Source organism: Lysinibacillus sp. NPDC095746 (assembly GCF_044763535.1).
Lineage (GTDB): Bacteria > Bacillota > Bacilli > Bacillales_A > Planococcaceae > Lysinibacillus.
This window is the reverse complement of record NZ_JBIWGL010000035.1, coordinates 13,725-34,080: the sequence shown is the minus strand read 5'-3', so window position 1 is coordinate 34,080 and position 20,356 is coordinate 13,725. Positions and strand designations below refer to the sequence as shown.

The 20,356-nt window shown below is 37.7% G+C and carries 22 protein-coding genes and 1 riboswitch; of the genes, 9 read left to right on the top strand and 13 right to left on the bottom strand.

Annotated features, from left to right (window positions below):
- Positions 1–121: 121 nt before the first annotated feature.
- Positions 122–1,300: an MDR family MFS transporter gene (locus ACIQ7N_RS20355; RefSeq protein ID WP_402935567.1), complete on the bottom strand. Its 1,179-nt coding sequence runs from the start codon at positions 1,298–1,300 to the stop codon at positions 122–124.
- A 212-nt stretch (positions 1,301–1,512) separates the two neighbouring features.
- On the opposite strand from ACIQ7N_RS20355, the gene mnmL reads away from it, so the two are divergent.
- Complete coding sequence (gene mnmL, locus ACIQ7N_RS20350; RefSeq protein WP_402935564.1) at positions 1,513–2,469, top strand: tRNA modification radical SAM protein MnmL/YtqA; 957 nt, start codon at positions 1,513–1,515, stop codon at positions 2,467–2,469.
- Positions 2,466–3,038 carry a tRNA 5-(aminomethyl)-2-thiouridylate-methyltransferase MnmM gene (gene mnmM, locus ACIQ7N_RS20345; protein ID WP_402935561.1) on the top strand — a complete coding sequence of 191 codons (573 nt, stop codon included), beginning with the start codon at positions 2,466–2,468 and terminating at the stop codon, positions 3,036–3,038. Before mnmL ends, mnmM begins: the two co-directional genes overlap by 4 nt.
- 154 nt (positions 3,039–3,192) lie before the next feature.
- Here the strand turns inward: mnmM and ACIQ7N_RS20340 are convergent, their stop codons facing one another.
- The 3 genes from ACIQ7N_RS20340 to ACIQ7N_RS20330 form a co-directional block, all read right to left on the bottom strand.
- Positions 3,193–3,831 (bottom strand): superoxide dismutase, encoded by a 639-nt coding sequence (locus tag ACIQ7N_RS20340; protein ID WP_402935558.1) that lies wholly within the window; start codon positions 3,829–3,831, stop codon positions 3,193–3,195.
- 167 nt (positions 3,832–3,998) lie between these two features.
- Positions 3,999–5,501 carry an alanine/glycine:cation symporter family protein gene (locus ACIQ7N_RS20335; protein ID WP_402935556.1) on the bottom strand — a complete coding sequence of 501 codons (1,503 nt, stop codon included), beginning with the start codon at positions 5,499–5,501 and terminating at the stop codon, positions 3,999–4,001.
- Positions 5,502–5,628: 127 nt separating this feature from the next.
- Positions 5,629–6,435, bottom strand: a complete 807-nt coding sequence (locus ACIQ7N_RS20330) for an alpha/beta hydrolase (RefSeq protein ID WP_402935553.1) — start codon at positions 6,433–6,435, stop codon at positions 5,629–5,631.
- Between the two features lie 136 nt (positions 6,436–6,571).
- On the opposite strand from ACIQ7N_RS20330, the gene ACIQ7N_RS20325 reads away from it, so the two are divergent.
- Positions 6,572–7,090, top strand: coding sequence for a gamma carbonic anhydrase (locus tag ACIQ7N_RS20325; protein WP_248716941.1), 519 nt, complete (start codon positions 6,572–6,574; stop codon positions 7,088–7,090).
- A 178-nt stretch (positions 7,091–7,268) separates the two neighbouring features.
- Here ACIQ7N_RS20325 and metK read toward each other — a convergent pair whose 3' ends face one another.
- The gene (gene metK, locus ACIQ7N_RS20320; RefSeq protein ID WP_132364592.1) at positions 7,269–8,465 is read right to left on the bottom strand and encodes a methionine adenosyltransferase; all 1,197 of its coding nucleotides are present in this window, start codon (positions 8,463–8,465) and stop codon (positions 7,269–7,271) included.
- A 324-nt stretch (positions 8,466–8,789) separates the two neighbouring features.
- A riboswitch (SAM riboswitch) is annotated at positions 8,790–8,909 on the bottom strand.
- A gap of 659 nt (positions 8,910–9,568) precedes the next feature.
- On the opposite strand from metK, the gene pckA reads away from it, so the two are divergent.
- On the top strand, positions 9,569–11,155 hold the full coding sequence (pckA, locus tag ACIQ7N_RS20315; protein ID WP_248716943.1) for a phosphoenolpyruvate carboxykinase (ATP): 1,587 nt from the start codon (positions 9,569–9,571) through the stop codon (positions 11,153–11,155).
- Positions 11,156–11,270: 115 nt separating this feature from the next.
- Positions 11,271–12,227 carry an alpha/beta hydrolase gene (locus ACIQ7N_RS20310; RefSeq protein ID WP_402935548.1) on the top strand — a complete coding sequence of 319 codons (957 nt, stop codon included), beginning with the start codon at positions 11,271–11,273 and terminating at the stop codon, positions 12,225–12,227.
- A gap of 104 nt (positions 12,228–12,331) precedes the next feature.
- Here ACIQ7N_RS20310 and ACIQ7N_RS20305 read toward each other — a convergent pair whose 3' ends face one another.
- From ACIQ7N_RS20305 to ACIQ7N_RS20295, 3 genes are all read right to left on the bottom strand, one after another.
- Positions 12,332–13,108 (bottom strand): alpha/beta hydrolase family protein, encoded by a 777-nt coding sequence (locus tag ACIQ7N_RS20305; RefSeq protein WP_402935586.1) that lies wholly within the window; start codon positions 13,106–13,108, stop codon positions 12,332–12,334.
- The gene (locus tag ACIQ7N_RS20300; RefSeq protein ID WP_402935546.1) at positions 13,092–13,556 is read right to left on the bottom strand and encodes an NUDIX domain-containing protein; all 465 of its coding nucleotides are present in this window, start codon (positions 13,554–13,556) and stop codon (positions 13,092–13,094) included. The genes ACIQ7N_RS20305 and ACIQ7N_RS20300 overlap by 17 nt, the downstream gene beginning before the upstream one ends.
- Before the next feature lie 298 nt (positions 13,557–13,854).
- Positions 13,855–14,172 (bottom strand): transposase, encoded by a 318-nt coding sequence (locus ACIQ7N_RS20295; RefSeq protein WP_132364602.1) that lies wholly within the window; start codon positions 14,170–14,172, stop codon positions 13,855–13,857.
- 138 nt (positions 14,173–14,310) lie between these two features.
- Here ACIQ7N_RS20295 and ytzI point away from each other — a divergent pair, with 138 nt between their 5' ends.
- The 4 genes from ytzI (at position 14,311) to ACIQ7N_RS20275 (ending at position 15,999) form a co-directional block, all read left to right on the top strand.
- Positions 14,311–14,457: a YtzI protein gene (ytzI, locus tag ACIQ7N_RS20290; RefSeq protein WP_132364604.1), complete on the top strand. Its 147-nt coding sequence runs from the start codon at positions 14,311–14,313 to the stop codon at positions 14,455–14,457.
- A gap of 70 nt (positions 14,458–14,527) precedes the next feature.
- Positions 14,528–14,689, top strand: coding sequence for a hypothetical protein (locus tag ACIQ7N_RS20285; RefSeq protein WP_248716946.1), 162 nt, complete (start codon positions 14,528–14,530; stop codon positions 14,687–14,689).
- Complete coding sequence (gene yidD, locus ACIQ7N_RS20280) at positions 14,686–14,919, top strand: membrane protein insertion efficiency factor YidD (RefSeq protein ID WP_082172819.1); 234 nt, start codon at positions 14,686–14,688, stop codon at positions 14,917–14,919. Before ACIQ7N_RS20285 ends, yidD begins: the two co-directional genes overlap by 4 nt.
- A 108-nt stretch (positions 14,920–15,027) precedes the next feature.
- On the top strand, positions 15,028–15,999 hold the full coding sequence (locus tag ACIQ7N_RS20275) for a metal ABC transporter solute-binding protein, Zn/Mn family (RefSeq protein ID WP_402935542.1): 972 nt from the start codon (positions 15,028–15,030) through the stop codon (positions 15,997–15,999).
- Here the strand turns inward: ACIQ7N_RS20275 and ACIQ7N_RS20270 are convergent.
- The 5 genes from ACIQ7N_RS20270 to menB form a co-directional block, all read right to left on the bottom strand.
- On the bottom strand, positions 15,945–17,189 hold the full coding sequence (locus tag ACIQ7N_RS20270; RefSeq protein WP_402935539.1) for a transglutaminase domain-containing protein: 1,245 nt from the start codon (positions 17,187–17,189) through the stop codon (positions 15,945–15,947). The genes ACIQ7N_RS20275 and ACIQ7N_RS20270 overlap by 55 nt on opposite strands.
- Positions 17,190–17,353: 164 nt before the next feature.
- Positions 17,354–17,647: a hypothetical protein gene (locus ACIQ7N_RS20265; RefSeq protein WP_402935589.1), complete on the bottom strand. Its 294-nt coding sequence runs from the start codon at positions 17,645–17,647 to the stop codon at positions 17,354–17,356.
- A gap of 80 nt (positions 17,648–17,727) precedes the next feature.
- Positions 17,728–19,155, bottom strand: coding sequence for an o-succinylbenzoate--CoA ligase (locus ACIQ7N_RS20260; protein WP_402935536.1), 1,428 nt, complete (start codon positions 19,153–19,155; stop codon positions 17,728–17,730).
- A 101-nt stretch (positions 19,156–19,256) separates the two neighbouring features.
- Positions 19,257–19,394, bottom strand: coding sequence for a hypothetical protein (locus ACIQ7N_RS20255; RefSeq protein WP_402935533.1), 138 nt, complete (start codon positions 19,392–19,394; stop codon positions 19,257–19,259).
- Positions 19,395–19,491: 97 nt separating this feature from the next.
- Positions 19,492–20,310: a 1,4-dihydroxy-2-naphthoyl-CoA synthase gene (menB, locus tag ACIQ7N_RS20250; protein WP_132364614.1), complete on the bottom strand. Its 819-nt coding sequence runs from the start codon at positions 20,308–20,310 to the stop codon at positions 19,492–19,494.
- Positions 20,311–20,356 lie beyond the last annotated feature (46 nt).

Here is a 20,356-nt window from a genome sequence, read left to right as displayed (position 1 = left end):
TATGATAGATTGTACGCCACAATTTGTTAACTTTCAATATCAACTATTAAAAAACGAGCAAAAAATGTGTTTCCCACACATTTTTTGCTCGCTTTGAAAATATTTTTGTTAAATTTAACTATTAATCTGTCACTGTTTTCTTGTTTCGTAAAGGATAATCATAGATAAGGCATGGAATAATCGCAAACAATACAATAATTACTAGCATTAATACGAGTGCAATCATGCCAAACTGGTCAACCATAATACCACCAAATAGAGGGCCAATCATACGACCTGTAGTTGCCGCACTATTAATAATCCCTTGATAAAAGCCCTGACGCCCTTTTGGTGCAAGCTGATTGGCGATGGTAGGTAAAGCAGGCGTATAAAACATTTCACCAAAAGTTAGCACAACCATTGCTGCTCCAAACATTTTAAAATCACTCGCAAATGCAATGATGCCAAAGGATATTGCGATCAAGGTAACGCCAAAAACTAATTGACGCTTCAATTTATTTTCCCAACGTTTCACTAGCGGTGCAATTAGCGGTTGCCCTAAAACGATAAGTAGGCCATTAATTGTCCAAAGTAAGCTGTACTGTTTCAACCCTAATCCTAAATCTTGCGTGTAGGAAGAAATAGTCGCACTCCATTGTGAATAAGCTAGCCAGCATAATACAGAGGATGAACTAATAATTAATAGTGCATAAAACGGTGCTTTATTAATAATTCGCTTACTTTCACTCACGACATTCTTCGGTGCAATGCTTCCCTCTTCAAATCGTTTAAAAGTAAAAAACGCTATAAAAAAGAACAATATATACATAGCTAAGTTGACAATGAAGACGTAGTCAAATTTGTAATCAGCAACAACACCGGCAAGTGCAGGACCAATCGCCACTCCTACATTTTGAGCTAAATAAATTGCGTTAAAAGCCTTTCGTCCGCCCTCAGGCCACGCAGTTCCAGCTAAAGCAAACATTCCTGGGAAAACAATACCCCCACTAAAGCCAAGTATCGTTAAAATCCACACATAATGTGGCCAGCCGTGCCAAATCGTTAAAGCTACTAATGAGGAAATTGTCAAAAGAATGCCCAACATTGTTGATTTATAGCCACCTATTCTATCAAATAAGTAACCACCTAAGAGATTTCCTAATACGCCGGCAGCAGAATTCAACATCAACACAAAGCCCGCCATCGCAAGTGATTTCCCTAAATAATCGTGCATATAAATGGCGTTTAAAGGCCATAAAAATGAGTTGCCTGTTGTGTTCACAAACATTCCGATAATTAAAAACCAAACACTTTTTGGCATAGAACGACCTCCATTGTTTCGCTACTCTAAATAGTTAGTTTATGTTGAAAAATACAAAAGCACAAGAAAAATAAATTTACTCTTTTTACTTAGGCTTTAGAATAATGTAGGTTTCGTTCGGTACTCCTCATGATTTGCTCGGAGTCATTCACATAAATCATGACGGAAGCACTAGAAACGTGATAAAATATAATGTTAGAGGAGTGAAATAAATGACAGAGACAAACTTTCCTTTTCCTTCAGATGGGAAAAGATATTATACATGGAATCGCTATTTACGTGAGCAATTTGGTCATAAAGTTTTTAAAGTAGCACTAGACGCAGGCTTTGACTGTCCAAATCGCGATGGTACTGTTGCCTTCGGAGGTTGTACGTTTTGTAGTGCCGCAGGTTCAGGTGATTTTGCAGGCAATAAAGTTGATCCTATCGAGGTACAATTTGCTGAAATTCGTGACAAAATGCATCAAAAATGGAAAGACGGCAAATATATGGCCTACTTCCAGGCATATACAAATACACATGCACCACTTCCTGTATTAAAGGAAAAATTTGAAGCTGCGTTGGCTCAAGAGGGTGTTGTTGGATTATCCATTGCAACGCGCCCAGATTGTCTACCAGATGATGTAGTTGAATATTTAGCTGAATTAAACGAGCGTACCTATTTATGGATTGAGCTCGGACTTCAGACTGTGCATGAAAAAACCGCAAATCTTATCAACCGCGCCCACGATTATGCAACATATGTGGAAGGAGTTAACAAGCTACGAAAGCATGGTATTCGCGTATGCTCGCACATTATTAATGGTCTTCCACTTGAGGACTATGACATGATGATGGAAACTGCTCGTGAAGTTGCAAAACTTGATGTACAAGGCATTAAAATTCATTTACTACACCTTTTAAAAGGTACACCAATGGTTAAGCAATATGAAAAGGGCATGTTAGAGTTTTTAGATCAGGACGTTTATACAAAGCTTGTAGCAGATCAACTTGAAATTCTACCACCGGAAATGGTTATTCACCGTATCACAGGCGATGGACCAATTGATTTAATGATTGGCCCAATGTGGAGTGTTAATAAATGGGAAGTATTAAATGGCATTGATGCTGAGCTTGAACGACGTGGAAGCTGGCAAGGGAAATTTTATCGTGCTGAGGTAGCCAAATGAAGCTACAACGTGTTTTACAATATGCACAACAGCTAATAACAGATACAGTTGAAGAGGGAGACACTGTCGTAGATGCCACAGCGGGTAACGGCCACGACACATTGTTTTTAGCACAGCTTGTCGGCGATGAAGGGCAAGTGTATGCATTTGATGTTCAAAAGAGCGCTGTTGATGCAACTCTCCACCGCCTTTTAGATAATGGCTTAGAGCACCGTGCCCTTATTTTGCATAGAGGGCATGAAGAAGTAGCCAACTATGTACACAAGCCGGTAGCTGCTGCCATTTTCAACCTTGGGTATTTGCCTGGTAGTAATCACGACATCGTTACACAGCCAAATACAACGATACAAGCAATTGAAGATTTGCTAAAGCTGCTCAAAATCGGTGGTCTTATTGTCCTTGTCATTTATCACGGTCATCCTGGTGGTAAGGAAGAACGGGATGCAGTGATAGAATATGTCAGTCAACTTCCCCAAAAATATGTACATGTATTAAAATACGAGTTTCTAAATCAACAAAATGATCCACCCTTTGTGATAGCTTTAGAGAAAATGAAAGATTACTCGTAAAGTTAAATAGAACGTTTCGATATAAGGCGTGATTCCGATAGAACATTGGAATCAGCCTTTTAATTTTGACAAGAAAATATCCCCCGATGGCGCGGGGGATAGGGAGGAGTACTTAATTATTACTTTCATGTCAAATTACCTTAATTAACTTCGCTTAGTTAGATTTTAAAAGTGTTTGTTGTTTCATTGCATCCACATATCGTTGATTGACTTTATCCCAATCGACAGTATTCCACCAATTCGTAACAAATTCAGGTCGGCGATTTTGATATTTCAAATAATATGCATGTTCCCATACATCAATAACGAGTAACGGAATTTTCCCTTCTTTTAAAGGTGTGTCTTGGTTAGCTGTACTCATAATGGTTAATTGTTCGCCATCTAGCACTAGCCAGCCATACCCACTTCCAAAGCGGGCAATTGCTGCTTTAGAAAGCTGATCCTGAAAATTATCAAACGTTTTAAAATAATAATCAATCGCCTTTCCCATATCTGCAGTCGCTTTGCCACCACCACAGGGACTCATCAATTCCCAAAATAAACTGTGGCAATAGTGACCTCCACCATTATTTTGTACAGCTGTTTGAATGTCAGCTGGAAGTACATCAAGATTGCGTAATAAATCCTCTAATGACAGATTTCGCAAGTCTTTATGACCTTCTAAGACCGCATTTAAATTATTTACATACGTAGCATGATGCTTAGAATGATGAATTTCTAATGTTCTAGCATCAATATAAGGCTCCAACTGATCATAATCATATGATAGTTTCGGTAAATGAAACACAGTCATCTTTTCACCTCCTCCCAAAAAGTTTCTTAAAGGAAAGATAATTTCCTTAAAACAAAATATACCTTCTTTTTCTATTGCAGTCAACAGAAAATTTATTTTCTTTTATAAAATCAAAAAAGCTATCTAATAGACTATTAAAATCTATTAGATAGCTTTCTCTTTTTTATCTATTTATTTTTACGTTTGTCATTATAGTCTATCCAGAAATCTGCTCCTTTAATTCCTAGTTTACGAGGATCAAAAACAGGATCTTTTCCTTCTTTTTTCTGTTTCTCATAGTCCTTTAAAGCGACTATAGCAGGCTTCATAATAATTAATATCGCTAAAACGTTAATCCAAACCATTAGACCTAGCCCAACATCCCCCATTGCCCAAGCAAGATCGGATGTACGGATTGTACCGTAAAATGCAGAAATTAAAATTGCAAATTTAGCCAGCCATATGACGACTTTTTCTGTACCTCCTGAGAATAAATAAGCTACATTCGTTTCTGCAATGTAGTAGTATGCCATAATTGTTGTAAAAGCAAAGAAGAATAAGGCAATCGCTACGAATGGTCCACCAAACCCTGGTAGTGAAGAGTCAACCGCATATTGTGTGTATGCTGCGCCTTCTTTAATACTTTTCGCAAATGTAATTTGTTCTTCTCCAGTTAATTCGCCTTTATTGAAATCACCAACATAAACAAATGTATCAGCGCCCGCTTTTTCATCGTGTACATTATACATACCCGTAAATAAAATCATAAATGCTGTAGCTGAACAGATTAATAGCGTATCAATATACACAGAAGCTGCTTGAACGATACCTTGTTTAGCAGGGTGTGATACTTCTGCTGCCGCTGCCGGATGCGCGCCTGTCCCTTGACCGGCTTCATTCGAATAAATTCCACGTTTAACACCCCATGCAATAGCAGAGCCAATAACACCACCAAAGATTTCATGCGCACCAAATGCGCTAGAAAAAATTAATGAAAATACAGCTGGTACTTCTTTAATATTCATGACAATAATGACGATGGCCATCAAAATATATGCTAATGCCATAAACGGTACAATGACCTGTGCAGCATTGGCAATCCATTTTACACCACCGATAATAATCGTACCTAATAGTACGACAATAATAAGTCCTGTTATCCAAGTCTTAACATCGAAAGCGTTTTCAACTGCTGTCGCAATTGCATTCGATTGAACACCAGGCATCAAAATTAACATGGCAGCTAATGCGGCAACAGCAAAAATAACTGCAAACCACTTTTGCCCCATTCCTTTTTCTATGTAAAAAGCTGGCCCGCCACGATATTCTGTATCTTTCTCTTCTTTATAAATTTGAGCCAACGTAGACTCCACGTAAGCAGTTGCCGCACCGATAAAGGCGATTGCCCACATCCAAAAAACAGCACCAGGTCCCCCCATCCCGATTGCTGTAGCAGTACCGGCAATATTACCTGTACCTACTCGACCAGATAATGCAATAGACATCGCTTGGAAAGAGGAAATCCCCTTATCCGATTTTTCGCCTTTAAACATTAAAACAAACATATCTTTAATGTGTCTTACTTGTAGGAACCGTGTAATGATTGAAAAGAAGAGCCCAATTAACAAAATGCCATAAATAAACCATGGTCCCCATAAAATCTCATTAATTTTCCCAACAATTGTTTCCATCTTACCCCTCCAATTTGAAAAGCATCACTTTAAGTCATTATAGTATTACACTTTTCTGAAAATTACAACATTATATTTAAGAAACAAAAAGTTAGTAATTTTTCTAGTTAATTGGAGAGGAAATTCACTATTCAATTATATAGCCAATTCTTCGCAGAGCATTATTAATAAAATCTCGTATATAAACAAAAATCTCGTCACGCTCTACTTCATGAAATAGATTATGATAACAGTTTGTCCATTCTTTGAATTGAAACTCTGTAAATTCCATCTGATAAAGCCAATTTCTTGTTTGTTTAGTTTCAGTAATATTATCTTTTTCAGCTGTCATAACTAACATCGGCCTATTTGGGAATTCAGCCTTAGGCAATAACACTAAATTGCGCATCATTTGTTGTAGCTCGCGATACCATTTCACTGAAACAACGGATGAAAAAGGAACTTCATCCTTCATCTCATCTCTACCTTCTATACTGCGCGTTAATGATTCTAATGTAATTTCATGGGTCAGTTTCACATTGGCAGTCAAGGCACTTAAACTAGTTAAAGCATTTGAGAGTTTACCTGGCAATAGCTTTAAATGAAGCCATGGTGAAGTTAAAATAATTCCTGCGCATTCATATTTTCGTTTTTGCATGGTATGTAGTAATAGAGTCGCGCCAAGCCCATGTCCTATTAAAAAGACAGGTAAATTATACGAAAATGCATTCTCGATTAAATTTTTTGTATATTTGTTGTATTCTTTAAAATCTTCGTCGTGAATTTTTGAATATCCTACATTTACTCCATGATTAGGTAAATCCCCCATGACTATGTGGAAGCCTTCCAATCTAAGTTTTTCTATAAGCCATGCATACCAACGGTGATTTTCATATGCACCATGAAGAATAGCAACCACAGCCTTTGCTTGTCCATCAGCTTCCCATTTCCACATTTCACATAGTCCTCCTAAAAAAATAATTACACAATGATTATATCGGAATATCTAGATCATTTTAATTTTATATTTCCATCATGTTGCGTATTTGATACGATAATATTACATCATAGAAAGAAAAGAGGCGATACTCATGATCTATCCATTTAAAGGTAAAAGACCCAATATCGATCCTTCTGTTTTCATTGCTGATTATGCAACAGTTACTGGCGACGTTACAATAGGTGCTGAAACAACCATTTGGTTTAACACAGTTATTCGAGGAGATGTATCACCAACAATTATAGGAAAAAGAGTTAGTATTCAAGACCTCTGTTGCTTACATCAAAGCCCCAAATATCCACTCATTATTGAAGATGAAGTAACAGTAGGACATCAAGTAACTTTACATAGCTGTACGATTCGAAAAAAAGCCTTAATAGGTATGGGCTCTATAGTATTAGACGGAGCGGAGATTGGAGAGGGTGCATTCATTGGGGCGGGTAGTCTAGTTCCTCCAGGTAAAGTAATTCCTCCAAATAGCTTAGCACTTGGCCGTCCTGCAAAGGTTGTAAGAGAATTAAATGATGAAGATAAAGAAGATATGGAACGCATCATACGTGAATATGTAGAAAAGGGGCAATACTATAAATCTCTTCAACCAAAAAATTAATATAACTAAATCAAAGCAGTTCCACGTTTTCTTGGGTAACCGAACCCTCCATGATTATGATTAGGAGCTTATTTTTTTCGTTAAAAAACAGTGAAAGGGGCTATAAGAATATTGAGCCCCTTTCTGTAATAGTATTTTTAAATATTTTCCAAACACTTCATTGCTTTAGCTAAATAGTTTATAAACCTGCTTTTTCTTTTAATGCGTCAGCTTTGTCTGTTTGTTCCCAAGGTACATTTAAATCTGTACGACCGAAGTGACCATATGCGGCAGTTTGCTTATAAATAGGACGACGAAGGTTAAGCATTTTAATAATCCCCGCTGGGCGTAGATCAAATAGCTCGCGTACCCATTTTACAATTTCACTTTCCGTAACTTTTCCTGTTCCAAATGTATCAACAGCAATAGATACAGGTTGAGCAACACCAATCGCATAAGCTAGTTGTACTTCAGCTCGATCAGCTAAACCAGCAGCTACGATATTTTTCGCCACATAGCGTGCTGCATATGCCGCTGAACGGTCTACCTTAGTTGCGTCCTTACCTGAGAAAGCACCTCCACCATGACGTGCATAGCCACCGTATGTATCAACGATGATTTTACGTCCAGTTAAACCAGCATCCCCTTTAGGACCACCAATTACGAATCGGCCAGTTGGGTTAATGAAATATTTAGTATCGGCATCTAGTAATTCACTTGGAACAACTGGAGCAATAACGAATTCTTTTAAGTCTGCTTGAATTTGCTCAAGTGTAGCTTCTTCATCATGCTGTGTTGAAATTACAATCGTATCAACGCGTACTGGTACATTGTTTTCATCATATTCAACCGTTACTTGCGTTTTTCCATCTGGGCGTAAATATGCTAATTCACCAGATTTACGTACTTCCGTTAAACGACGAGCTAATTTATGCGCTAAACTAATTGGTAATGGCATAAGCTCTGGCGTTTCGTTACATGCATAACCGAACATTAAACCTTGGTCACCTGCACCAATTGCTTCAATGTCAGCGTCTGTCATAGAACCTTCACGCGCCTCTAATGCTTGGTCAACTCCTTGGGCAATATCAGGTGATTGCTCGCCAATCGCAACAAGTACTGCTAGGTTTTCAGCATCAAAGCCATACTTCCCACGTGTATAACCGATTTCTGCTACAGTATCACGAACGATACCTTTAATATCTACATAAGTAGAAGTAGTAATTTCTCCTGCTACTAACGCTAAGCCTGTTGTTACTGTTGTTTCACACGCTACACGCGCGTTTGGATCTTCTGCTAAAATAGCATCTAAAATGGCATCCGAGATTTGGTCACAAATTTTGTCTGGATGTCCCTCTGTTACACTCTCTGATGTAAACAGTCGACGGTTTGTCATTTGATTTTCCTCCTATTACTTTTACAAATAATATTTGCGAATTAATACGGTACTCATTACCCATGTCAAGTTCGCCCATAAGGATTGAACTCTCAAGCCGTTGTTGCTGTCGTTGCACTTTCGCACAGTAAACATTTGTTACAGTCACTACGCTTTCGCACAACTAAACAGCTGCTGCTTTTAACACGAGGATTTTCGAAAGATCCGTCATTATAATAAGGAAAGGACTGTATACTTACCTTTAATTCGTTTTTAACAATAAAAAAATCCTTTTCTCACGCTTACTTAACATGAGGAAAGGAATAATGACTTCGTAACCTTTCACTCTTATCGTTCAAGGGAGTTTCCCCTTGCATCAGATTGGCACCAGCGCATGTCGTGAAATAGTTCATGCAGGTTGCCGGGTTTCACAGGGCCTGACCCTCCACCAGCTCGGGATAAGAGTATCCGTTCAATATCTCATAATACGTAAATGGTCGAACATTGTCAAATATTTTTATCTTCTTCCAGCGAATGTCTGACGCTACGTTAGCATGCTTTCATGCGAAAACCATTTAAAGTCTCTGGACGAAATTATGCTGTGGCATAATTGAATGTATTCTTATAAAGAAAGTATGGGCTTTATGCAGCAAGGAATTTGGCTTATGCTGTAAATTAAAACAAAATAATCCCTACTCTCCACCTCACATCATGTGTTAACATATGTGTAACCCTTTACAGTACATTTTGTAGCAAAAGCAAGGCGTTAGCTACAGAACATGTGGTGGATGAATATGATTGAGCCCCTTTTTAGTCGAAGACACGCTCCAACTATAAAAACAAGCTAAAACTTCACATCCTGTGCGAACCCCATGTCAGCCAAGCTTCCAAACACAATTTTGCTGTGTCGAAAGTGAATGTGTGATCACTTATAAATAGGGTAAAAAGCATTATCAAAACGAATCAATTTACTTTTTGTCGTTTTCTTGAAAAGTAATAAAATCTGAAAAATAATTTCTGAATTAGTATAGATTATTTAAGCAATTGTGTTATACTATTTTTGAAATTAAGAAAATCTCCCTCAGACTCAAGGGAATACTATAAAAAAGGATGGTATTTAATCGATGAATTCAGTAGAAATTGCAAACGAACTGAAGGAATTATTAAACGGCGGTAACATTAATGTTCAACTTTCAGTACCACAATTAGCTGAAAAAGCAACATCTCGTGGTGAAGCTATGTTAACAGTAGATGGCGCAGTTCGTGCAGAAACTGGCAAATACACTGGTCGTTCACCTAAAGATAAATATACGGTAGAAGAAGAGAGCACAAAGGATAAAATTGACTGGGGAAAAGTTAACCGACCAATTTCTTCTGAAGTGTTCGATAACTTATATGTAAAAGTAGTAAAATATTTAAAAGAACGTGACGAATTATTCGTATTCAAAGGCTTTGCTGGTGCTGACAAAGATTCACAATTAAGCATCCAAGTAATCAATGAATACGCTTGGCACAATCTTTTCGCTCATCAATTATTTATCCGTCCAACTGCAGAAGAATTGGCTTCTCATGTTGCTGACTTCACAGTTATCTCAGCTCCTAACTTTAAAGCAGATCCTGCTATTGATGGTACTGCTTCTGAAACATTCATCATTGTATCACTTGAAAAGAAAATTATCCTAATCGGTGGTACTGAATACGCTGGTGAAATCAAAAAATCTATTTTCGGTATTATGAACTACTTGTTACCACAGCAAGGCATCCTTTCAATGCACTGCTCAGCAAACGTTGGTGAAGCTGGAGATGTTGCATTATTCTTCGGTTTATCTGGTACTGGTAAAACAACTTTATCAGCTGATCCTGACCGTAAGCTTATCGGTGACGATGAACACGGTTGGTCTGATAACGGTGTATTCAACATTGAGGGCGGTTGCTATGCAAAAACAATTAACCTTTCTGCTGAAAAAGAACCAGAAATCTACAACGCAATCCGCTTCGGTTCTGTTCTAGAAAACGTAGCTGTTGATCCAGAAACTCGAGTTTGTGACTATGATGATGGTTCATTAACAGAAAATACGCGTGTAGCTTATCCAATTCAATACATCGAAAATATTGTTGATCCATCTGTTGCAGGTCACCCAAAAACAATCATCTTCTTAACAGCTGATGCATTTGGTGTATTACCTCCAATCAGTAAATTAACAAAAGAGCAAGCAATGTACCACTTCCTAAGCGGTTTCACATCTAAACTTGCTGGTACAGAACGTGGTGTAACAGAGCCAGAACCAGTATTCTCTACTTGCTTCGGTTCTCCATTCCTTCCACTTCCAGCAACAGTTTATGCTGAAATGTTAGGTCAAAAAATTGACGAGCACGGTGCACAAGTATTCTTAGTGAACACTGGTTGGACTGGTGGCGAATATGGTACTGGTAGCCGAATGAAGCTTTCTTACACTCGTGCAATGGTACGTGCAGCCATTGATGGCAAATTAACTGCTGTTGAAACAATTAAAGATTCAGTATTCGGTTTAAACATTCCAACTTCTATTGAAGGTGTACCGACAGAAGTGCTAAATCCTCGTGATGCATGGGCAGACAAAGCTGCTTACGATAAAAAAGCTGCTGAACTTGCTGGTTTATTCAACGAAAACTTCAAGAAATTCTCAAATGTTTCTGAAGCTATCACTAAACTTGGCGGTCCATTAAAATAATTTACTAAGCAAAGGGAACGATTTCAGTCGTTCCCTTTTTTTATTTCCCTATTTTCTACTTTTCATATTAGTAACTTTGTGTATAATTCATAATAGTAGTTTTAGGGGGATAGTTATGAAAAAAAAATATAAAGTGATGATTACCGTTATCAGTCTGCTATTAGTATTGTTTGTTGTAGCCGGATTTTTTGCAGGGAATTATTTTTATAATTTTGCCTTAAATCCAAATACTGATAAATCAGATGTGTTTAATGCTCCGCACAATTCTATTGCTGTTAGTCCTAAGGATGCTAAAGAAAAAGAAGAGAGCGAGAAGTGGTTTAAAGACAATTACAAGGACTCTTATATACAGTCTTTCGATGATTTAAAATTACATGCCTATACACTTAAAAATACAAACGAAACAAATAAATGGGCAATTGTTTTCCATGGATATTCATCTGATGGCTCACAAATGACAAAGTATGCTAAGCATTTTTATGAGACAGGCTACAATGTTCTCGTACCTGATGCAAGGGCTCATGGAAAAAGTGAGGGTGACTATATCGGTATGGGTTGGCATGATCGACTTGATGTAGTCTCTTGGATTAATAATGTGATCAGTTCTAATAACAACGCTGAAATTATTTTGTATGGTGTTTCCATGGGAGGTGCTACAGTGATGATGGCCTCAGGAGAGGATCTACCTGGCAATGTTAAGGCTATTATTGAAGATTGTGGTTATTCCTCAGTTTGGGATGAATTCTCCTATCAATTGCAAGCACTCTTTAATTTACCTGAATTCCCCATTATGCAGTTTTCGTCAATTGTAACGAAGTTAAAGGCTGACTATACGCTTGGTGAAGCAGATAGCGTCAAGCAAGTAGCGAAATCGAAAACACCTATGCTATTCATTCATGGAAGTAATGATACATTTGTTCCATCTGATATGCTAGATAAAGTATACGAGGCTGCCAATGTACCGAAGGAGAAATTTATAGTTGAAGGTGCCGGACATAGCCTTGCAGAAAGCGTTGCTGGAGACTCTTACTGGAAAACTATTAATAACTTCCTAGCAAAATATACAGAGTAAATATTTCTACCGTACAGGAAGCACCTGTACGGTTTTTTAGTCTACCTGAGCAATTCTTCGGGCTCGCTGAGCAGTTTTTCAAACAAAAAAGTTCAAAGCGTCATCTACTGACGTTTCATCCATTCACACAGTGCATGTACTGTTGCTCGATTTTCGGCCGGTGGAAACTGATGAGCATGGCGAAGATCATACCATGTTTCATATCTTTTATTAGCTTCCTTTAAATAAAATTCTAATTGTCTCGCATGCTCAATATCTACATTTTCATCACGATAGCCATGAATAATAAGTACTGGAGCTGTAATGTGCTCTATCTCAAAAAGTGGTGTTCGTGCATCATAAGCATCTGGTACACGATTAGGCGTCCCTCCAATAACCCGCTTCATCATCCTGCGCATATCTGTCCGCTCCCAATATGTAGCTGTTGCATCAGATACGCCTGCCCATGTCACAACAGATGTAATATCTCTACGTAAAATAGCAGTCCAAAGCGCCATAATGCCACCACGTGAAAAACCAAAGACATGAATATTATCATTGCAAAACTGTTTTAGCACGTCTACTGCGTATACAGCGTCATACCTATCAGCTCCTGCAAATTCATCTCGACCTTCTCCACCTCGATTGCCACGGTAATATGGAGCAAAAACGATAAAGCCTTGAGCTGCAAATTGCGCGACACGCGAAGGTCTAACCATGCCAATGCTTTGCATGCCTCCCCGTAAATATAAAAAGCCATCATATGTACCCTCTGCCTTAGGTTCAGCTAGTAATCCCTTCACACGTAGGCCATGTGATATATACGTGATTTCCGTTAAACGAATAGCTGGATTAGGCGAAGGATAAGGACGTTTTCCAACGATCTTACCATTGATCATAATGCTTCAACTCCTCCAGCATTTTTTGCATTCCTGCATCCTTCATATGAAAGCTTAAATTTGGATGGTGAGCAAATTCTTCATCCGTTAGCCAAATCATCCCTGAAGTTTCTAAATCGAATTCAATGTCCTCCTGTCCCGCAAACTGCGCGGTAAAGACCGTTTTACAAAATAAAATGTCATCATGAACGGCGTATTCTGCAAACCATCTAAGATTTTTCACATGCACACCAGTCTCCTCAAATACTTCCCTAATTGCTGCCTGCTCCAATGTTTCCCCAGGTTCTTGCTTTCCACCTGGAACCTCGACACCACGTCGTTTATGAATCGTACATAACCACTTATTTTCATGTTTTAATAAAACAAGTACATGCTTAGGCTCCGTGTCTAATTCGCCTCTTTTAAAACTTAAATCCACTTGTAAACCATTTAAATCTGTAAATGTAAACATGCTCTTCAACTCCTTATTCTAAATTCATACACTGAGTCGAATCAGCGTTACCATGATGACCTTTTATTTCACTATAGAGTATTCACGTATGTACAATCAACAAATAAAATTACTAATATTACTTCATTAAACGGTGCGATAGGCGTCTATATAACAAGAGGTAATACGACATCTACTATTATGTTCATTCGATCTCGAATGCCACAAATTATAATGTTTTTTGCCTAAAAACATGTGCCAAGAGAAATTAGCTTTCATCAATAAAAAAAGTCACTGATGTTTTTCAGTGACCCTACCTTTAGACACGTTTATTGAAATATGGAAGTTGTTCAACAAATGCCTTCGTATCCGCATCCCCATACTCATGAACAAGTGCATAGATTTTTTTTAATCGCAAATCAATTTCATCATTTTCTCTATCAAGATGATACTGTATATAGGGCAATTGCGCTCGCCACGCATTTGCGATTTCTAACATTTGCATTTGCTGAAAAATCTTTTCAAATACATCTAATGCTTGGCGATCTATGTTGAGTTCAAAGTTCCACTGTCCTGCATATGGATTTGTATAATACGTTCTATTGGCAAGTGAAAAATATACACGTTGACGATCCATCTCTACAAAACACTCCTTTTACCATAGTATGGTGGTAAAAGGACTGTTTTATTCGCTGGAATGTCAAACTTCCTTCACAACTAAGTAAGATTATCTAATTTATAATAGAAAGTATGAATAAGGAACGGAGTGAATGCCATGAGTTTAATCACACTCTTAGTTGTAGCAGCAATCATCGTAATATTAGTAACGGTCGCGACTATTTTAAGTGTCAACCGTGCGTATGCTTTTAAACATACAGTCGATGATAAACCACAGCAAAGCTTTCATCAAGATGATGACTAGTTCATTTAGTACATTTTTTTAAGACATTCTTTTATAATATTATTAACAAATAGAATTTGGAGTGAACGCAATGGGAGTACCATTACCAATAATCATTATGATCGCAATGATGATGCTTATGTTTGGCGTTTCTGTTATTGTCTTGTTGAAGAAAAAAAGCAATTTCTTTACACAAACTATCGATGCTAAGCCTAAGCAAATCAACGCTCAACAAAAGGATAAACAACTATGAAATATCCCTTTATATGGCTCATTAAGTTTTACAGAAAATTTATATCACCCATGACACCACCATCTTGTCGCTTCCATCCTACATGCTCCTCCTATGGACTTGAAGCTTTTCAAAAACATGGTGCCATTAAAGGATTCTATTTAACAATTAAACGTATATCAAAATGCCATCCGTTTCATCCAGGTGGCTTTGATCCAGTACCTGAAAAATGGCCTTCGAAAAAGAATTAATTTTCGAGGGTCATTTTTTCTTGTGCTTTTTACATATGTGCGTTATTATAGAAACTGTTCAAAAAAACAAATCGTAATGATTACTATTTGAAAGAGGTATACTATAACATGAAAAAAGTAATTTTGTTATTTTTAATTTCAGTTCTTGCCCTATTCACTGCTGCCTGTGGAAATAAAACAGCTACATCCAAACAGTCAGAGACAAAGGATAAATTAACAATTTATACAACTGTCTATCCATTAAATTATTTTGCACAACGAATTGGTGGCGATTTTGTAGATGTTTCATCAATTTACCCTGCCGGCGCCAATGAGCACACATTTGAGCCAACACAAAAAGATATGATGAAATTAGCAGATGCCGATATATTTTTCTATATAGGCTTAGGGCTAGAGGGCTTTGTTGAAAATGCTAAAAAGACTCTAGCTAATGAAGATGTAACAATGGTAGCAACTGCAGATCAGGTTTCAGATGAAAAATTAGCTATGAGCACAGGTCACTCACATGATGATCACGAAGAGGAAGATGGACACGGACATGAGGACCATGATCACGGTAATGTAGATCCACATGTTTGGCTATCTCCAACTATTAGTCAAGACTTAGCACTTTCCATTAAAAACACTCTAGTTGACAAAATGCCAGCACAAGAAGCTACATTTACAGCTAACTACGAGGCATTAGTAAAAGAACTACAAGATTTAGACAATGAATTTAAAGCTATGGCTGATAAAGCGCAAGAGAAAACGTTCTTCGTATCTCATGCAGCATTTGGCTATATCGCAGGACAATACGGCTTAAAGCAAGTTCCAATAGCCGGGTTAAACTCACAAAACGAGCCTTCTCAAAAAGAACTTACGGCGATTGTTGATAAAGCAAATAAATTGCATATTCACTACATTTTATTCGAGCAAAATGTCTCTTCTAAATTAGCTGAAGTTATCCAAAAAGAGGTTGGAGCAGAATCTCTTGTTTTGCATAATTTAAGTGTTTTAACAGCAGATGATGTAAAGAATAATGAAACTTACTTCACCCTTATGAAGAGAAATATTAAAACTTTAAATACTGCAATGAAATAATCGTTTGGACATGAACAAAAATAAATGAGTAAGGAGGTGCCCCGAACAATATAGGGCACCTCCTTTATTATGACGTACTTTTCTTGTGGCATTCTTTTTTCCACTCTATAAATACTAATTAGCCCTTTTTTCTTATGGATAGCATTTTGTGTTATCTTTCGATTACCCTTTACTTGGGCTATATTACTTTCTAAAATGATTGGTTCCCATTCATTTAAATGCACCTGAACAGCATTATCGCTGTTATTACTTTTTAAAAGCAGTCTAGACTGATCTATTAATTGTTTAACTGTTTGTTTATTGTTACTTAAAATGAATAGCCCTTTATCAAAGGCAAAATGACTATCCAATATTGGTTTCGTAACAACTTCAACCTTATCCGTTTTTTGTAAATCACCATAAGCTTCACTTGTAGCAGCTGGGAAACTCGCATAGTCCCAAGAGTGATCCTGAGCTAATTGGCGATCAGACACTAAAAAATAATGATAACGGACCTCCCCCTTACGATCAGGCAATGGATCATCCCATGTAACATCGATATGATACCATTCATTATCAAGCTTCACTAAAACCCAGGCGTGTAATTGTTCCCCTACATTTCCTGGTACATATTGTACCTCAAAGCCTAGCCTCTCTAGCATTCGATAAAGCACTAGAGCATATGCCTGACAAACTCCCTTGTTCTCCGTAAGTAATGTGTAGGGAGAATATTGACTTCCTTTCGTGTCCTTCGAATATTCAGCAGATAGAACGATAAAATCATGTGCAGCCTGTATTTTCTGCAGTTCACTTAATCCATGCATAGGTGTAATAATATTCGTCAAAGTCTGTTCTACGAATGCCTCCTCTTCCTGTGTAATATGATAGGTAAACACAAAACTAATGACAATATTATTGGCATAGCCATCATATTTCCATTTAAAACCAGAAACATTGGCGTAAATATATGGATCCTGAATAGCATGTTTTACAAGCTCTGATAGTTCATCTTTTATTTCCGACGTATTACCAGTATAACGAATATCAAATTCAGTAGATAATTGCATGACTTGTTTTTGAATAAGATGTTGTAGTGTTTCTATTGTATTGGCCGTTGCGATATTCTTTTGTTCATAGTTTGCGAATACTTGCACATGACTCATTTGTAGAACAAATAATATAATGACAACATTATATATATATTTTCTCATATGAGTCTTTCTCCTTTAATAACTAGTTTATGCGTGTAATTTCTTATTATGTTAATGAATGATTAATTTAATCGTAAAAATTTACTAAAAAATGATTCTTAAAACGAATAAAAGAAGCCTTCTTATAAATGAAGGCTTCTTTATAGTGTTAAAAAAACTACTGTTTAAATGAAACAAATGGAAGTATGGCTTTTGAGCAAAATGAGGGGTTTATTTCCGTTTCGACTAGACGCTTTGTCGTGACACTTCGCTTTCTGCGGAGCAAAGCTTCCTGGGGGCGTCCGATGAGCAGCTTCTGAGGATGCTTCTATTTCAACTTTATCTGTAATTTTCACGAACCCCTTGATATTATTCACATTACACCTATCGATAAGCACTCTCAAAGAATTTTCTTCTGGTTTAAACAATTTGTTTAAATAGATAGATCCTTTAAATTTCATCAAATCTTGAAAATTCATTGCTTTACCCCCATTTCGAAAATCGATCTTAAAAAATTAAATCCTTAATGTCAAACACCTATAATGGAGGCTTCTTTTTGTTATTCGTGCATTAATTTTCTACGAAGTAGCTTATTGGCACCGTTTCGAGGGAGCTCGTCCGTAACAATAATATCTTTTGGTATTTTATATTTCGCAAGCTTCTTTTGACAAAATGCTCGTATTTGCTCTACCTGTACTTCTTCTTTTAATACAACAAAGGCGATTGGTACTTGCCCCCAAGCATCATCATCAATGCCACATACTCCCGCTTCTTTAACAGCAGGGTGTGTAAGTAGTACATTTTCGATTTCAGCAGGATAAATATTTTCGCCACCTGATATAATTAAATCAGCCCGACGATCAATGACAAATAAATAACCATCTTCATCTATATAACCAATATCCCCAGTATGAAGCCATCCATCAATCGTTGCAGTTTTGTCGGCAAAACGACCAATATACCCCGGTGTAACATGTGGGCCACGTATGCAAATTTCTCCTTCACCATTGTCATTCGGCTCAGCAATGCGAATTTGATTGAAAAATAACGGTTTTCCCGCGGAACCAATTTTTCGCATCGCATCCTCATTTGCTAATGTTGCAGTTTGTGACGAAGTTTCAGTCATACCATACGTTTGAGCTACAGCTAAATTTAATGCATGCGCTCTCTTTAAATAATCTTCTGGCACTGGTCCACCACCTGCTAGCATCATTTTAAATTTCGGTGAGGCTTTTGCGTTTTTCTTTTCAAGGGTATGTAAAATCCTTTCCAATGTGACAGCGACTACCGACATATGTGTAACCTCGCCATCCATAATATTTTTGGAAATGGCTTCTGCATCAAATTGATCATATAAATGCACTTTATTACCGTACAATAGTGAGCGCACTAAAATAGAAAAGCCACTAATATGAAAAAGGGGTACAGCACATAACCAAGTATCATCCGCATGCAAACCAATATTTAAAACGGATGCCGTTGCACTTGCCTGGTGATTTCCGACAGTTTGACAAACGCCCTTTGGAAAACCAGTCGTGCCAGATGTATACATAATCGATGTCGTTTGGTTTAAAGACCATTCTTTCGTAATATCAATAGCCGCTTCCGTACTTTTTTCTATAGTAGAAAATAAATAATAAGACGTATGTGATGGTAATTTTTCAACATCCTCATCTGCAATTAATACTGCCATAGCTTTCGAATCCTCTAGCTGATAGGCAATTTCATCCTGTGTTAGCCTACGATTTAGCATGACCATTTCACATTGTAAATGCATACACGCGTACATCATAATGACCAAGGAAGGCTTACTCGGCCCCATTATAGCAATACGGTCTCCTTGCTTAATATCCAGTGCTGTAAGTTGACGTGCACGTTTTAACGATAAATCATTTAATTCTTGAAATGTCCAAGTCTGCCCATTATATGTTAAACCGTTTCGTAAAGGTGTTAAATACGCTCGCTGTAAAATCCAATTTAAATACATCTCATTATTCCTCCAATCAGCCTAATCTTACCGCTTTATCGCATCATCCGTCTATTCGGTACTCCGACACGATTTTCTGCTACTTGATTATGCAATTTAGGTCACTTGACATGCTGTCCCTCTGCTAAAGTATGGCTTTCCGTCGCTAATGCATCTTGGTCCGCCGCTAAAACATGGTGTTCCGCTGCTATTGCATCTTGTTCCGTTGCTAAAGCTTCATGTTCCGTCGCTAGCCACAACTTTCCGTCACTCTAGCAAGTTTATCCGTCTCGTCCCTTTAGATATACAAAAAGCTCGTATCTCATTAAGATACGAGCCGTTCAACGTTTCAGTTAATCAAGGGAATCTTGGGAATTGACCGAAATCTGGTTGACGTTTTTCTTTGAATGCGTCACGACCTTCTTTAGCTTCATCTGTTGTGTAGTAAAGAAGAGTAGCGTCACCAGCCATTTGTTGAAGACCTGCTAAACCGTCTGTATCTGCATTCATTGCTGCTTTTAAGAAGCGTAGAGCAGTTGGAGACATTTGTAGCATTTCTTCACACCATTGTACAGTTTCATCTTCTAGTTGTTCATAAGGAACAACCGTGTTAACTAATCCCATATCAAGTGCTTGCTGTGCATCATATTGACGGCAAAGGTACCAAATTTCACGCGCCTTTTTATGTCCGATAATACGTGCAAGATAGCCTGAGCCATACCCAGCATCGAACGAACCAACTTTTGGTCCAGTTTGTCCAAAACGAGCGTTGTCAGCAGCAATTGTTAAGTCACAGACAACGTGTAATACGTGTCCTCCACCGATTGCATAACCTGCAACCATTGCTACTACAGGTTTTGGAATAACACGGATTAAACGTTGTAAATCAAGAACGTTTAGACGTGGGATTTCATCTTCACCAACGTAGCCGCCATGGCCGCGTACTTTTTGGTCTCCACCTGAACAGAAGGCATGCTCACCTTCACCAGTTAAAATGATAACCCCAACATTTTTGTCATCACGTGCACGCGAAAAAGCATCGATCATTTCCATTACCGTTTTTGGTCGGAATGCGTTGCGCACTTCTGGACGGTTGATCGTAATTTTTGCGATACCGTTATAGAACTCATACTTAATGTCTTCATAAGTATGTAAACTTGTCCATTGACGTGTCATTGAATTGCCTCCTAATAATTAAATTCGTCTCGTTCAAAATCGAGGC